The following is a 13,939-nucleotide window of genomic DNA, read 5'->3' on the forward strand; positions in this document are numbered from 1 at the left end:
TTTTTACAGGATGGCGCGGCGGGGCGCTCAGAACGACTCGTCCGCCGACAGGTAGCGCCACTGGCCTTGCGGCAACGCACCCAGCATGACGTGCCCCATGCGGACGCGCTTCAGGCCGATGACCTCGAGACCGACCAGTTCGCACATCCGGCGGATCTGGCGCTTCTTGCCTTCGCGCAGCACGAAACGCAGCTGCTCGCCGTTTTGCCAGCTCACCATCGCGGGCTTGAGCGGCGCGCCGTCGAGTTCGAGACCGTGGCGCAACTGTGCCAGCGCTTCGGCCGGGAAGTGCTGGTCGATCTCGGTAAGGCGTTCGCCGAAGCGCACCCGCACCAGGTACTCCTTGTCGATGTCCGACTGTTCGCCGATCAGTTGCTTCGCGACCCGGCCGTTTTGCGTGAGCACGAGCAGGCCGGTCGAATCGATGTCGAGACGGCCGGCGGGCGCGAGTGCGCGCAGGTGATGCGGCGAGAAGCGCTGGGCGGAACGGTCGCCGCTCCAGTGGTTGTCGCGCGTGATCAGCGTCGCCGCCGGCTGGTAGCCGTCTTCGGCCTGGCCGGATACGTAGCCTACCGGCTTGTGCAGCAGGATCGTCACCTGCGCGGCCTGCTCGGCACGCGCGTTGGCATCGATCTCGATATGCTGGTCGGGGCGTACTTTGGTGCCGAGCGTGTCGATGCGCTCGCCGTCGACCAGCACCCAGCCTTTTTCGATCCATTCGTCCGCTTCGCGGCGGGAGCACAGGCCCAATTCGGACATCCGCTTCGACAGGCGCAGCAGCCCGGTTTCGTCGCCGTGATCGACATCGGGCGCGCGGCGCTTGACGGGTTGCGCGGTCTTGAAGCCCGCGTTCGCCGATGGGCGCTTGTCGGACGCGCCGGCGCCCCGTGCGGGGCGCTCGCCGAAGCTGCGCTTCGCGCCTCCGGCGCCGGCCGTTTCGCCGCGGTAAGGTGCTCGCTTGCCGCCTTCGGCGCTGACGCCGGCGCGGCGCGGGCGCGCTTCGTCGTCGCGGCCGGTTCTGTCGCCGGCGGAGCTTGATTCCGTGCTGCGGTAAGGCCGGCTGTCGCTGCGGTCGCCGCGCGGGGCGGGTTTGCCGTCGGCGCTGCGGAATGGGCGGCCTTCGCTGCGTTCGCCACGAGGCGCCGGTTTGCCGTCGGCGCTGCGGAACGGCCGGCCTTCGCTGCGTTCGCCACGAGGTGCCGGTTTGCCGTCGGTGCTGCGGAACGGCCGGCCTTCGCTGCGTTCGCCACGAGGCGCCGGTTTGCCGTCGGCGCTGCGGAATGGGCGGCCTTCGCTGCGTTCACCACGAGGCGCCGGTTTGCCGTCGGCGCTGCGGAACGGCCGGCCTTCGCCGCGGTCACCACGAGGTGCAGGTTTGCCGTCGGCGCTACGGAACGGCCGGCCTTCGCTGCGTTCGCCACGAGGCGCCGGTTTGCCGTCGGTGCTGCGGAACGGCCGGCCTTCGCTGCGTTCGCCACGAGGTGCCGGTTTGCCGTCGGCGCTGCGGAACGATCGACCTTCACCGCGTTCGCCACGAGGCGTCGGTTTGCCATCGGCACTACGGAACGGCCGACCTTCACCGCGCTCGCCTCGACCGGCGGATTTCGCATCGCCGCCGTCGCGGGCCGGGCGCTTCGCCGGCGCGCGATCCGCGCCCGGACGGCTCGTCCCGGTGCCGGCCTTCTGCGCGAATGCCTTCTTCGCGCCGGCGGGCTTGCTGCCCGCGGCAGGCTCGGCCGGGCGCGTCGGCTTGCGGCCGGTGAGGCTGCCGGAGCGCACGGGGGCGCGGCTCGGCGACGCCGGCTGCGGATTCTTGACGGTCAATTTGGTGCGCATAAACGCTGGAACACACTCACACTGCGATCGCGCGCAGCAACTCGGTTTCGACTTGGATCTGCAGGCGGTTGTCGGACAAACCGGCACCGTCCAGCAGGAAGACGTCCTCGACGCGTTCGCCAAGCGTATTGATCCGCGCCGCATGGACGCCGACCCGGTGCTCGGCCAGCACGCGCGCGATCGAATAAAGAAGGCCCGGCCGGTCGTTCGCGGACACGGACAGGATGTAGTACTGGCCCCGCTCGTCGGCCCGGAGGTCGACGCGCGGCGTGATGGGGAATGTGCGCGACAGACGCGACAGCCGCCCCTTCGACGGCTCGGGCAGCAGCGCGGCCTCGGAAAGACGCGCGGCGAGCTGCTGCTCGACGAGATTGGCGATGTCGCGATAGCGGACATCGTGTTCGGTCTGGGTGACGATGAAGTTGTCTAACGCGTAGCCGTGCCGCGTCGTGCTCACGCGGGCATCGAGTACCGACAGACCGTTGCGGTCGAAATACGCGCAGATGCCCGCGAACAGATCGGAGCGGTCCTGCACGTAGACAAGCACCTGCAGTGCGTCGCCGATCGGCGACGGACGCGCGCGGACGATCGCGTTGTCGGCCTGCACATGCCGGTACAGCACGCGCGTCTGCCACGCGATATCGGCCGCGTCGTGGCGCAGGAAGTAGCCGACGTCGAGCTGGTCCCACAGCGCGCGATGCGCGTCGCCGGGCACGGTTTCCAGGCGCAGCAGCGCAAGCGCTTCCTCCTGGCGCGATTTCAGCTCGGAGTGCGCGTCGGGCTGCGCGCCGCCCAGCACGGCGCTGGTCGCGCGGTACAGATCCTCGAGCAGCTTGCCTTTCCACGCATTCCACACTTTCGGGCTGGTGCCGCGGATATCGGCGACGGTCAGCAGGTAGAGCGCCGTCAGCCAGCGCTCGTTGCCGACCAGTTCCGCGAAGCGCTTGATCACCTCGGGGTCGCTCGTATCCTGTTTCTGCGCGACGTGGCTCATCGTGAGGTGGTGCTGGACCAGCCAGACAACCAGCGCAGCGTCGTCGCCCTTGATGCCGTGCTCGCGGCAGAAGCGCCGCGCGTCGACCATGCCGAGCGTCGAGTGGTCGCCGCCGCGGCCTTTCGCGATGTCGTGGAAGAGGGCGGCGATATACAGCACCCAGGGCCGCTCGAAGTTCGCGATCAGCTGGCTGCAGTACGGATACTCGTGCGCGTGCTCGGCCACCGCGAAGCGGCGGATGTTGCGCAACACCATCAGGATGTGCTGGTCGACCGTGTACACGTGGTACAGGTCGTGCTGCATTTGGCCGACGATCCGGCGGAAGTTCAGCAGGTAGCGGCCCAGCACGCTCGTCTGGTTCATGAGCCGGAACGCATGCGTAATCCCTTCCGACTGCTGCAGGATCCGCATGAACGTGCTGCGGTTGTGCGGGTCGCGTCGCCACGTGTTGTTCATCACGTCGCGCGAGTTGTACAGCGCGCGCAGCGTGCGGGCGGAGAGCCCCTTCACGCCGCGAGTGGTCTCGTACAGAAGAAACGCCTCGAGGATCGCGTCGGGATGGCGTTCGAACACGCCGTCGTCGGCGATTTCGAGCATCCCCTGTTTCTCGACGAAGCGGCCCGGCGACAGCACGCGGGTGACGCCGCTCGTCGCGGGAAACAGCTGCGCCTCGATGTTCTGGATCAGGATTGTCGCGAGCTGGGTGACGGCCTTCGCCGCCCAGTAGTAGCGCCGCATCAGCTGCTCGCTCGCGCGCTTCGCGGGTGTCGGCGCATAACCGAGGCTTTCCGCGGCCTGGGTCTGCAGGTCGAACACGAGGATGTCCTGGCGACGTCCGGCGATCACGTGCAGGCGGGCGCGCAGTGTCTTCAGGAAGCCCTCGTTGCGGCGCAGCTCGCGGGCTTCGCGATCCGTGATGAGGCCGCGCGTATCCAGCTCGCGCCAGCTGCTGCCGAAGCCCGCCGCGCGCGCGATCCACACAATCGTCTGCAGGTCGCGCAACCCGCCGGGACTTTCCTTGACGTTCGGCTCGAGGCTGTACGGGGTGTCCTGGAATTTCGCGTGACGCTGGCGCAGTTCGAGCACTTTCGCCTGGAAGAACGCGCGGGCGTCCAGCGCCTCGTGATAGCGCAGCGTGAAACGCTCGAACAGCGCAACGCTGCCGACGATGCGGCGCGCTTCGAGCAGCGAGGTCCGCACCGTCACGTCCTGCGAGGCTTCCTCGATGCACTGGCCGACCGTGCGCACGCTGCTGCCGATCTCGAGCCCGAGATCCCAGGCCATTCCGATGAAGCGCTCGATGCGCGCGTCCAGCTCGCAGGCATGCGCATCGGGCAGCAGCACCAGGATGTCGACGTCGGAATAGGGCGCCAGCTCGCCGCGTCCGTAGCCGCCCACCGCGACCAGCGCGAGCGTGGCGGGCAAGCCGCAATCGTCCCAGATGCGGCGCAGCGCGTCGTCGGTGGCGCGCGACAGCGCGTGCATCAGCGACGTGACGTTGGCCGCGCTCCGGAAGCGTGCGAGCAGGTCGGCCTTGGCCGTCCTGAATTCGGCTTTGCGCGCGAGTGCTTCGGGCGGGACGGCGACGGAAACGCTCATGGCGCGATAGGGTCGGAGGACGGCGCGGCTCAGAGCGCCGCGGCGGGCGCGGCGAACGCCGGGCGAGCCGGCGTCCCGGCCGAGACCGTCAGCACGTCGTAGCCGGTGTCGGTGACGAGCACCGTGTGCTCCCACTGAGCGGACAGGCTCCGGTCGCGGGTTTTCACCGTCCACTGGTCGGGCATCGTGCGGATGTCGCGCTTGCCCGCGTTGATCATCGGCTCGATCGTGAAGATCATGCCCGGCTGCAGTGCGATGCCCGTACCGGGGCGGCCGTAGTGGACGACCTGCGGATCCTCGTGAAACACCGTGCCGATACCGTGGCCGCAATATTCGCGCACGACGCTGTAGCCCTGCGCTTCCGCATGCTTCTGGATCGCATGGCCGATGTCGCCGAGGTGCGCGCCCGGGCGGACCTGGTCGATGCCGAGCCACATGCACTCGTAGGTGGTCTGCACGAGGCGTTTCGCGAGGATCGAGCCTTCGCCGATCAGGAACATCCGGCTGGTGTCGCCGAAATAGCCTTCCTTGATGACCGTGATGTCGATGTTGAGCGCGTCGCCGTTCTTGAGCGTCTTGTCACCGGGGATGCCGTGGCAGATCACGTCGTTGACGGACGTGCAGATCGCCTTCGGGTACGGCGGATAGCCGGGCGGCTGGTAGTTCAGCGGCGCGGGGATCGTTCCCTGCACATTGAGCATGTACTCGTGGCAGAGCCGGTCGAGTTCGCCCGTCGTCACGCCGGCGACGACGAACGGCGTGATGTAGTCGAGCACTTCGCTGGCGAGCCGGCAGGCGATGCGCATCTGCGCGATATCGTGTTCGTTTTTGAGCGTAATGGCCATGAGTCGGTGCCTGGAATGCGGTGAATCGCGCAATTATCGCATCTTATGACGCCGGTCGCAGCCCTTCGCGGCCGGGGCGGCGGCGCGCCGGCGGGTTTGTGCCGATTGCCGCCGGCGCCGGGAAAGCGGCAGGCGACTTGAGGGCGGGCATGCCTGCGTGTTATACTCTTTGGCTAAGTCGATGCCGAATTTTACGTACTTGCCCCATTTTGCGGGCGGGCACCGTGAAAAAACGGCGGAGGCCGAGGGTCCGGGCTTTCCCGGGCCGAATCGCAAGCCGGCGCACCCAGGGTGTCGTGGCGGGGCCGCAAGGTCCGCGCTCATGATACGGCAGCCGGCTTAAGACCCAACCCTAGCGGAGAATTTCTCATGGCAGTCACGATGCGCCAAATGCTGGAAGCCGGTGTCCACTTCGGTCACCAAACGCGCTTCTGGAACCCGAAGATGGCCCCCTTCATCTTCGGTCACCGTAACAAGATTCACATCATCAACCTCGAAAAGACGCTGCCGATGTACAACGACGCGCTGAAGTACGTGCGTCAGCTGGCGGCAAATCGGGGCACGATCCTGTTCGTCGGTACCAAGCGCCAGTCGCGCGACACGATCTCGGAAGAGGCGCTGCGCGCCGGCATGCCGTACGTGAACGCACGCTGGCTCGGCGGCATGCTGACCAACTTCAAGACGCTGAAGGTATCGATCAAGCGCTTGAAGGACATGGAAGCGTCCGTCGAATCGGGTGAAACCGAAAAGATGAGCAAGAAGGAAGCGCTGCTGTTCGAACGCGAAATCGCCAAGCTGCAGAAGTCGATCGGCGGCGTGAAGGATATGGGCGGCATTCCGGACGCGATCTTCGTCGTTGACGTCGGCTACCACAAGATCGCCGTGACGGAAGCGAACAAGCTGGGCGTGCCGGTCATCGCCGTGGTCGATACGAACCACTCGCCGGAAGGCGTCGATTACGTGATCCCGGGTAACGACGACTCGAGCAAGGCTGTCGCGCTGTACGCCCAGGGCGTGGCCGACGCGATCCTCGAAGGCCGTGCGAACGCGGTCAACGAAGTGGTCCAGGCGGTGCGCGGCGACGACGAATACGTCGAGGAAAACGCGTAACCGGCCCCGAGCCGGCGCAAAAAGGGGGCTCTCAACAGGCCCCCTTTTTTTAAGCCGCTTTTCCCAAGCAGGTGCGCCGGGTCTCTTTCGCGTCAAAAAAACGCGGATTTCCGGAAACGAATGCCTGCTGCCTGCGTCGAAGTGCGGGCGGCGTTGTAAAGACAGACTCAAGGAGCGAATGATGGCGGCAATTACCGCAAGCATGGTGGCAGAACTGCGCGCAAAGACCGATGCACCGATGATGGAGTGCAAGAAGGCGCTGACGGAAGCCGACGGCGACATGGCGAAGGCAGAAGAGCTGCTGCGCGTGAAGCTCGGCAGCAAGGCGAGCAAGGCCGCGTCGCGCGTGACGGCTGAAGGCATCGTGGCTTCGTTCATCGGCGGCCACGCAGGCTCGCTCGTCGAACTGAACTGCGAAACCGACTTCGTCGCGAAGAACGACGACTTCAACGCGTTCGCGAAGACGGTCGCCGAACTCGTCGCCACGAAGAACCCGGCCGACGTCGCTGCTCTGTCGGCGCTGCCGCTCGACGGCAAGACGGTCGACGAAGTGCGCCTCGCGCTGGTCGGCAAGATCGGCGAAAACATCTCGATCCGCCGTTTCGAGCGTTTCGAGACGTCGAACAAGATCGCCGCGTACCTGCACGGCAGCCGGATCGGCGTGATCGTCGAGTACAGCGCGGCGGAAGAGCAGGTCGGCAAGGACGTGGCGATGCACATCGCGGCCATGAAGCCGGTGTCGCTGTCGTCGAACGAAGTGCCGGCCGACCTGATCGAAAAGGAACGCCGCGTGGCCGAGCAGAAGGCTGCCGAATCGGGCAAGCCGGCCGAAATCGTCGCGAAGATGGTCGACGGCAGCGTGCAGAAGTTCCTGAAGGAAGTGTCGCTGCTGAACCAGCCGTTCGTTAAGAACGACAAGCAGACGATCGAGCAGATGCTGAAGGCGTCGAATGCGGCAGTGCAAAAATTCGCGCTGTTCGTGGTCGGCGAAGGCATCGAGAAGCGTCAGGACGACTTCGCGGCCGAAGTGGCCGCGCAGGTCGCCGCCGCGAAGCAACAGTAATTCAGCAGTCCGTTTGACCCGCGGCGAACGTCCGTTTCGCCGCGGTCGGCAGCGCCGCCGGGCGGAGCCCCGGCCCCGTCAATTTGGCGGCGCTTGCCCGAATCAGCATTTCGCCCCTACAGTTCGTGCTTGTCATCCTCTCGTCGCTCGGAAGCTCCTATGTCCACTGCCTATAAACGCGTCCTCCTCAAACTCTCCGGCGAAGCTCTGATGGGCGACGATGCCTTCGGCATCAATCGCGCGACGATCGAGCGGATGGTGGCCGATATCGCGGAAGTCGTGCGGCTCGGCACGCAACTCGCGGTAGTGATCGGCGGCGGCAATATTTTCCGCGGTGTCGCGGGCGGCGCGGCCGGCATGGACCGCGCGACGGCCGACTACATGGGGATGCTCGCAACGATGATGAACGCGCTGGCGCTGCAGGATGCGATGCGCCACGCGGGTATCGAGGCGCGCGTGCAATCGGCGCTGCGCATGGATCAGGTGGTCGAGCCGTACATTCGTCCCCGTGCGATCCGTCAGCTCGAGGAAGGCCGGGTGGTGATCTTCGCCGCGGGCACCGGCAACCCGTTCTTCACGACCGACACGGCCGCCGCGCTGCGCGGCTCGGAAGTGGGCGCGGAAGTGGTGCTGAAGGCGACCAAGGTCGACGGCGTGTACTCGGCGGACCCGAAGAAGGATCCGACGGCGACCCGTTACTCGACGATCAGCTTCGACGAAGCGATCGGCCGCAATCTGCAGGTGATGGACGCGACGGCGTTTGCGCTGTGCCGCGACCAGAAACTGCCGATCCGCGTGTTTTCGATCAACAAGCCGGGTGCGCTCAAGCGCATCGTACAAGGTGAGGACGAGGGGACGCTCGTCCACGTGTAAACTCTCGCGGAAGTGGGCTTGGGCATGCCGCCGCCGGCGCATGCGGGCCCGCCTCGTTTTGAAGGTTAGAAGGTTCGGAGGTTGAAATGAGTGTCGCTGATATCAAGAAGGGCGTCGAGCAGAAGATGCAGCGCTCGATCGAAGCGTTCAAGAACGATCTGGCAAAGATCCGCACGGGCCGGGCGCACACCGGTTTGCTCGATCACATCCAGGTTGATTATTACGGCTCGATGGTGCCGATTTCTCAAGTGGCCAACCTGACGCTCGTCGATGCGCGGACGATCGGCGTGCAGCCGTGGGAAAAGAACATGGTCGCGAAGGTCGAGAAGGCGATCCGCGAAGCCGACCTGGGCCTCAACCCGGCCACGCAGGGCGACCTGATCCGCGTTCCGATGCCCGCTCTCACCGAAGAGCGGCGCCGCGAGCTGACGAAGGTCGTGAAGGGCGAAGGCGAAACGGCGAAGGTGGCGGTGCGCAATCTGCGTCGCGACGCGAACGAGCAGTTGAAGAAGCTCGTGAAGGACAAGGAAATCTCGGAAGACGACGAACGCCGTGCCAGCGACGAGGTCCAGAAGCTGACGGACAAGTCGGTCGCCGAGATCGACAAGCTCGTGCAGACCAAAGAAGCCGAGATCATGACGGTCTGACGCGCGCCCGCGTGTCGCACCTTTTCCAGCAGTTAGAGTCTCAGCGGCCATGACTTATACCAGCTCTACCGTTCGCGTGCCTGACGTCGCCGGCGTGCCGCGTCACATCGCGATCATCATGGACGGCAATGGCCGTTGGGCGACCGAACGCCGCCTGCCCCGCGTCGCGGGGCATACGCGCGGCGTCGACGCGGTCCGCTCGGTCGTCGAGGGCTGCGCGCGCTCGGGCGTCGAATACCTGACGCTGTTCGCGTTCAGCTCCGAGAACTGGCGCCGCCCGTCCGACGAGGTGTCGTTCCTGATGCGCCTGTTCGTCACCGCGCTCGAGCGCGAGGTCGGCAAGCTGCACGCGAACGGCATCCGACTGCGGGTCGTGGGCGATCTCACCAAGTTCGAACCCCGCATCCAGGATCTGATCCGCCGCGCCGAGACCAAGACCGCCCGCAATACCCGGCTGACGCTCACGATCGCCGCGAATTACGGCGGCCGCTGGGACATTCTCCAGGCCACCCGCAAGCTCGTCGAGGAAACCGCCCGCGAAGGCCGCGAGGCGGAGGTCAGTGAAGACGCGTTCGCCCGCCATCTGGCGATGGCCTATGCCCCCGAGCCGGATCTGTTCATCCGGACGGGCGGCGAGCAGCGCATCAGCAATTTCCTGCTGTGGCAGCTCGCTTACACCGAGTTCTATTTCACCGACAAATTCTGGCCGGATTTCGATGCCGAAGCGCTCGCCGAAGCGCTCGCGTCGTATACCGACCGGGAACGCCGGTTCGGGCGAACGAGCGCTCAGCTCGAGCCCCAGACGCAGAACGCCGACTCCCTTTCATGCTGAAAACCCGTGTGATCACGGCGATCGTGCTGCTGGCAGTGCTGCTGCCGGTGACGCTGTTCGCGCCGTTGAGCGCGTTCGGCGCGCTGATCGCGCTCGCGCTCGTCTTTGCCGCTTGGGAGTGGGCACGCCTCCTGAAGCTGGGACGGACCGGCTCGGTCGCGTATGCGGTTGTCGCTGCCGCGGCGCTGGCCGCGAGCACGCAGCTCGGCATCGGCGCCGGGGCGTCGCGGCCGCTGTTCGAGGCGGCAGGCGTATTCTGGCTGCTGGCCGGGCCGTTCGCGCTGTGGCGCAAGCCGGCAATGGCCGAGCGGGCGTGGCGACCGTTCCTGCTCGCCGCCGGACTGGTGGTGTTCGCCGCCTGCTGGCACGCGCTGGTCGCGGCGCGCGCGGAAGGGGTGCCGTTCGTGCTGTCGTTATTGTTGGTGGTATGGCTCGCCGATATCGGCGCATACTTCGCCGGCAAGGGATTCGGCAAGCACAAGCTGGCGCCGTCGATCAGCCCGGGCAAGACCTGGGAAGGAGCGGCGGGCGGTTGGCTGGCGGTCATGATCGTCGCGGGCGGGGCTATCGCGGCTCACGCGTTTGAACCGACCCTGTTTTCTGCCTTCGCGCTGCGCTACGGCACGCCCGGTGCGATCGCGGCATTGACGGTGCTCGTCGCGTTCAGCGTGATCGGCGACCTGTTCGAATCGCTGCTGAAGCGTCAGGCCGGCGTGAAGGATTCGAGCGGCTTGCTGCCGGGGCACGGCGGCGTGCTGGACCGCGTCGATGCGCTGCTGCCCGTGCTTCCGCTCGCGATGCTGCTGCTCGGTTAAAACTAGACTCTATTTATGCAAAAACGCCTGACATTGCTCGGTTCCACGGGCTCGATCGGAGACAGCACGCTCGACGTCGTCGCGCGCCATCCGGAGCGCTTCTCGGTCCACGCGCTGACCGCGCACCGCAACGGCGACAAGCTGGTCGCGCAGTGCTTGAAGTTCGCCCCGGACATCGCGGTGGTCGGCGACGCCGATACTGCGGCGAAGGTCGCCGCTCAGTTGCGCGCGGCCGGCAGCAAGACCGAGGTGGCCTACGGGCCGCAGGCGCTCGTCGACGTGTCGGAGAGCGACGGCTGCGATACCGTGGTCGCCGCGATCGTCGGTGCCGCGGGCCTGGCGCCGAGCCTGGCCGCCGCCCGCGCCGGCAAGCGGATCCTGCTCGCGAACAAGGAAGCGCTCGTGATGTCGGGGTCGATCTTCATGGACGCGGTGCGCGACCATGGCGCGATCCTGCTGCCGCTCGACAGCGAGCACAACGCGATCTTCCAGTGCATGCCGCGCGATGCGGCCGAGCGCGACGGCATCGCGAAGATCATCGTGACCGCGTCCGGCGGCCCGTTCCGCACCCGCGAGCCGTCGACGCTCGTCGACGTGACGCCCGACGAAGCGTGCAAGCACCCGAACTGGGTGATGGGCCGCAAGATCTCGGTCGATTCGGCGACGATGATGAACAAGGGTCTCGAGGTCATCGAAGCGCACTGGATCTTCGGCATGCCGAGCGGGCGGATCGATGTGCTGATCCATCCGCAGAGCGTGATTCATTCGCTGGTCGCCTACCGCGACGGTTCGGTGCTCGCCCAGTTGGGCAACCCCGACATGCGCACGCCGATCGCGCATGCGCTCGCGTTCCCCGACCGGGTCGACGCGGGCGTCGCGCCCCTCGATCTCGCGCAGATCGCGACGCTGACGTTCGAAAAGCCCGACTACACGCGCTTTCCGTGTCTCGCGCTCGCAATCCAGGCGCTGGAGGCGGGCGGCGTGGCAAGCGCGGCGCTCAACGCGGCGAACGAGGTCGCAGTCGACGCGTTTCTTTCGCGCCGGATCGGCTTCATGGCGATCGCCCAGACGGTCGAGGCGGTGCTGAACGCGCTGCCGAACCACGCGCCGAGCGGCCTCGAGGACGTGCTGGGCGTCGACGCCGAAGCGCGCCGCGCCGCCGCCGCCATCATCGCGACGCTGCCCACGCTCCGCGTGGAGCGCGCCGTCTGAGCGGGGCACCGATGAACCTGCTGGTCGAACTGGTCGCATTCGCGGTGGCGATCGGCGTGCTGGTGGTCGTGCACGAGTACGGGCATTACCGCGTGGCGCGCTGGTGCGGCGTGAAGGTGCTGCGCTTCTCGATCGGTTTCGGCACGCCGCTCGTGCGCTGGGTCAGCAAGAAGACGGGCACCGAGTGGACGCTTTCCGCGCTGCCGCTCGGCGGTTACGTGAAGATGCTCGACGAGCGCGACCCGGGTTCCGGGATCCCGCCGGAGGAGCTGTCGCAGGCTTTCAACCGGCAGCCGGTCGGCAAGCGCATCGCGATCGTGGCCGCCGGTCCGATCGCCAATTTCCTGCTGGCGATCGTTCTGTTCGCACTGATCTTCGCGACCGGCGTGACGGAACCCGCCGCGATCGTCGCGCCGCCGCCGGCGGGCACGATCGCCGCGCAAGCCGGCTTCGACGGCAACGAGAAAATCGTCTCGATCCGCGCGGCGCAAGGCGGCGAGCCGGAGGCGGTGCGGTCGTGGTCCGAACTGCGCTGGAAGCTGCTCGGCGCCGCGTTCGACCATCGCGACGTGGTGCTGGGCGCACGCGCGGACGGTGCGACCTTCGATTTTCGCGTAGATCTGCGCGATTTCCCCGATCGCAATGTCGACGACGACTTCATGTCGCGGCTCGGCTTCGAACCGGGCGGCGGCCAGCCGTCGGTCGCGTCGGTGCAGCCGGGCAGCGCCGCGCAGCAGGCGGGCCTGCAGCCGGGCGATACGCTGCTCGCGCTCGACGGCAAGCCGATCGGCAGTTCGACGCGCTTCATCGGCGACGTGAAATCCCACGCGGGCAAGCCGCTCGCGCTGCGCATCGATCGCCGCGGCGCGGAGCAGACTCTCACGATCGTGCCCCAGGTGCAGCGCGACGACGAGACGGGTCGGGATGTCGGCCGGATCGGCGCGGCGCTGACCATGCCGACGCCGACCGTCGACGTGCGTTACGGCCCGCTCGAGAGCCTCGAGATGGGCGGCCGGCGGACCTGGGAGATTTCGCTGTATTCGCTGCGGATGTTCGGGCGGATGATTACCGGCGAGGCGTCGATCAAGAATCTGTCCGGACCGGTGACGATCGCGGACTACGCGGGCCGGAGCGCGCGGCTCGGCGTGTCGGCGTTCCTGTCGTTTCTCGCCCTTGTCAGCATTAGCCTGGGCGTGCTGAACTTGCTGCCAATTCCCGTTTTGGACGGGGGGCATCTGTTATATTATCTGGTTGAAGCCGCGACCGGTAAAGCCGTATCGGAACGCTGGCAGCTGATTCTGCAAAGAGCCGGGTTGATCTGCATCGTCGTCCTGTCGGCGATCGCGCTGTTCAACGATCTGGCTCGTTTAATCCATTTTTGAAGCGTTGGGCGGTTGCCGCGAGGGCGGCCGCCTGATCTGATGCAAGCTTAAACACTGGGGATGCACGTTGTTCAAACCTCATCGCTTTGTACCTAAGACGGTTGCCGCCGCGGCGCTCGCCGTGCACGGCCTCGCGGCTCACGCCTCGGCACCTTTCGTGGTGCAAGACATCAAGATCGAAGGCTTGCAGCGCGTCGAAGCGGGTTCCGTGTTCGCGTACCTGCCGATCAAGCAAGGCGATACGTTCACCGACGACAAGGCGTCCGAGGCGATCCGCGCGCTGTACGCGACGGGCTTCTTCAACGACGTCCGGATCGCGACGCAGGGCAGCGTGGTCATCGTCCAGGTGCAGGAGCGCCCGGCGATCGCGTCGGTCGATTTCACCGGCATCAAGGAATTCGACAAGGACAACCTGACGAAGGCGCTGAAGGCGGTCGGGCTGTCGCAGGGCCGGTACTACGACAAGGCGCTCGTCGACAAGGCCGAGCAGGAGCTGAAACGTCAGTACCTGACGCGCGGCTTCTACGCGGCGGAAGTGTCGACGACGGTCACGCCGGTCGACGCGAACCGCGTGTCGATCCTGTTCGCGGTCGCGGAAGGCCCGAGCGCGAAGATCCGCCAGATCAACTTCATCGGCAACAAGACCTACAGCACCGGCACGCTGCGCGACGAGATGCAGCTGTCGACGCCGAACTGGTTCTCCTGGTACACGAAGAACGATCTGTACTCGA

The 13,939-nt window shown here is 66.5% G+C and carries 12 protein-coding genes; 9 read left to right on the forward strand and 3 right to left on the reverse strand.

All coding sequences use genetic code 11. The features are described 5' to 3' along the window. Window positions 1–27 precede the first annotated feature (27 nt). The 3 genes from RZR99_RS16090 to map are packed head-to-tail and all read right to left on the reverse strand — an operon-like array spanning window position 28 to window position 5,274. Window positions 28–1,836, reverse strand: coding sequence for a pseudouridine synthase (locus RZR99_RS16090; protein WP_323120763.1), 1,809 nt, complete (start codon window positions 1,834–1,836; stop codon window positions 28–30). 16 nt (window positions 1,837–1,852) lie between these two features. Then, a complete protein-coding gene (locus RZR99_RS16095; protein ID WP_323120764.1) occupies window positions 1,853–4,429 on the reverse strand; it encodes a [protein-PII] uridylyltransferase in 2,577 nt (858 codons plus the stop codon). A gap of 29 nt (window positions 4,430–4,458) precedes the next feature. Next, on the reverse strand, window positions 4,459–5,274 hold the full coding sequence (gene map, locus RZR99_RS16100; protein ID WP_323120765.1) for a type I methionyl aminopeptidase: 816 nt from the start codon (window positions 5,272–5,274) through the stop codon (window positions 4,459–4,461). A 369-nt stretch (window positions 5,275–5,643) separates the two neighbouring features. On the opposite strand from map, the gene rpsB reads away from it, so the two are divergent. The 9 genes from rpsB to RZR99_RS16145 all read left to right on the forward strand — a co-directional run. Next, the gene (gene rpsB, locus RZR99_RS16105) at window positions 5,644–6,384 is read left to right on the forward strand and encodes a 30S ribosomal protein S2 (RefSeq protein ID WP_323120766.1); all 741 of its coding nucleotides are present in this window, start codon (window positions 5,644–5,646) and stop codon (window positions 6,382–6,384) included. Window positions 6,385–6,565: 181 nt separating this feature from the next. Continuing rightward, window positions 6,566–7,447: a translation elongation factor Ts gene (gene tsf, locus RZR99_RS16110; protein WP_323120767.1), complete on the forward strand. Its 882-nt coding sequence runs from the start codon at window positions 6,566–6,568 to the stop codon at window positions 7,445–7,447. Window positions 7,448–7,606: 159 nt separating this feature from the next. Further along, complete coding sequence (pyrH, locus tag RZR99_RS16115; protein WP_323120768.1) at window positions 7,607–8,320, forward strand: UMP kinase; 714 nt, start codon at window positions 7,607–7,609, stop codon at window positions 8,318–8,320. Between the two features lie 86 nt (window positions 8,321–8,406). Next, window positions 8,407–8,967, forward strand: coding sequence for a ribosome recycling factor (gene frr, locus RZR99_RS16120; protein ID WP_323120769.1), 561 nt, complete (start codon window positions 8,407–8,409; stop codon window positions 8,965–8,967). A 49-nt stretch (window positions 8,968–9,016) separates the two neighbouring features. Then, window positions 9,017–9,799: a polyprenyl diphosphate synthase gene (uppS, locus tag RZR99_RS16125; protein ID WP_323120770.1), complete on the forward strand. Its 783-nt coding sequence runs from the start codon at window positions 9,017–9,019 to the stop codon at window positions 9,797–9,799. Continuing rightward, complete coding sequence (locus RZR99_RS16130; RefSeq protein WP_323120771.1) at window positions 9,793–10,614, forward strand: phosphatidate cytidylyltransferase; 822 nt, start codon at window positions 9,793–9,795, stop codon at window positions 10,612–10,614. The genes uppS and RZR99_RS16130 overlap by 7 nt, the downstream gene beginning before the upstream one ends. 15 nt (window positions 10,615–10,629) lie before the next feature. Next, window positions 10,630–11,826 carry a 1-deoxy-D-xylulose-5-phosphate reductoisomerase gene (locus RZR99_RS16135; RefSeq protein WP_323120772.1) on the forward strand — a complete coding sequence of 399 codons (1,197 nt, stop codon included), beginning with the start codon at window positions 10,630–10,632 and terminating at the stop codon, window positions 11,824–11,826. Between the two features lie 11 nt (window positions 11,827–11,837). Then, window positions 11,838–13,208, forward strand: a complete 1,371-nt coding sequence (rseP, locus tag RZR99_RS16140) for an RIP metalloprotease RseP (RefSeq protein WP_323120773.1) — start codon at window positions 11,838–11,840, stop codon at window positions 13,206–13,208. A 67-nt stretch (window positions 13,209–13,275) separates the two neighbouring features. Then, window positions 13,276–13,939: POTRA domain-containing protein (locus RZR99_RS16145; protein WP_323120774.1), on the forward strand; the 664-nt coding region annotated here is incomplete at its 3' end.

This window comes from Burkholderia alba, from assembly GCF_034721475.1.
Classification (GTDB): domain Bacteria; phylum Pseudomonadota; class Gammaproteobacteria; order Burkholderiales; family Burkholderiaceae; genus Burkholderia; species Burkholderia alba.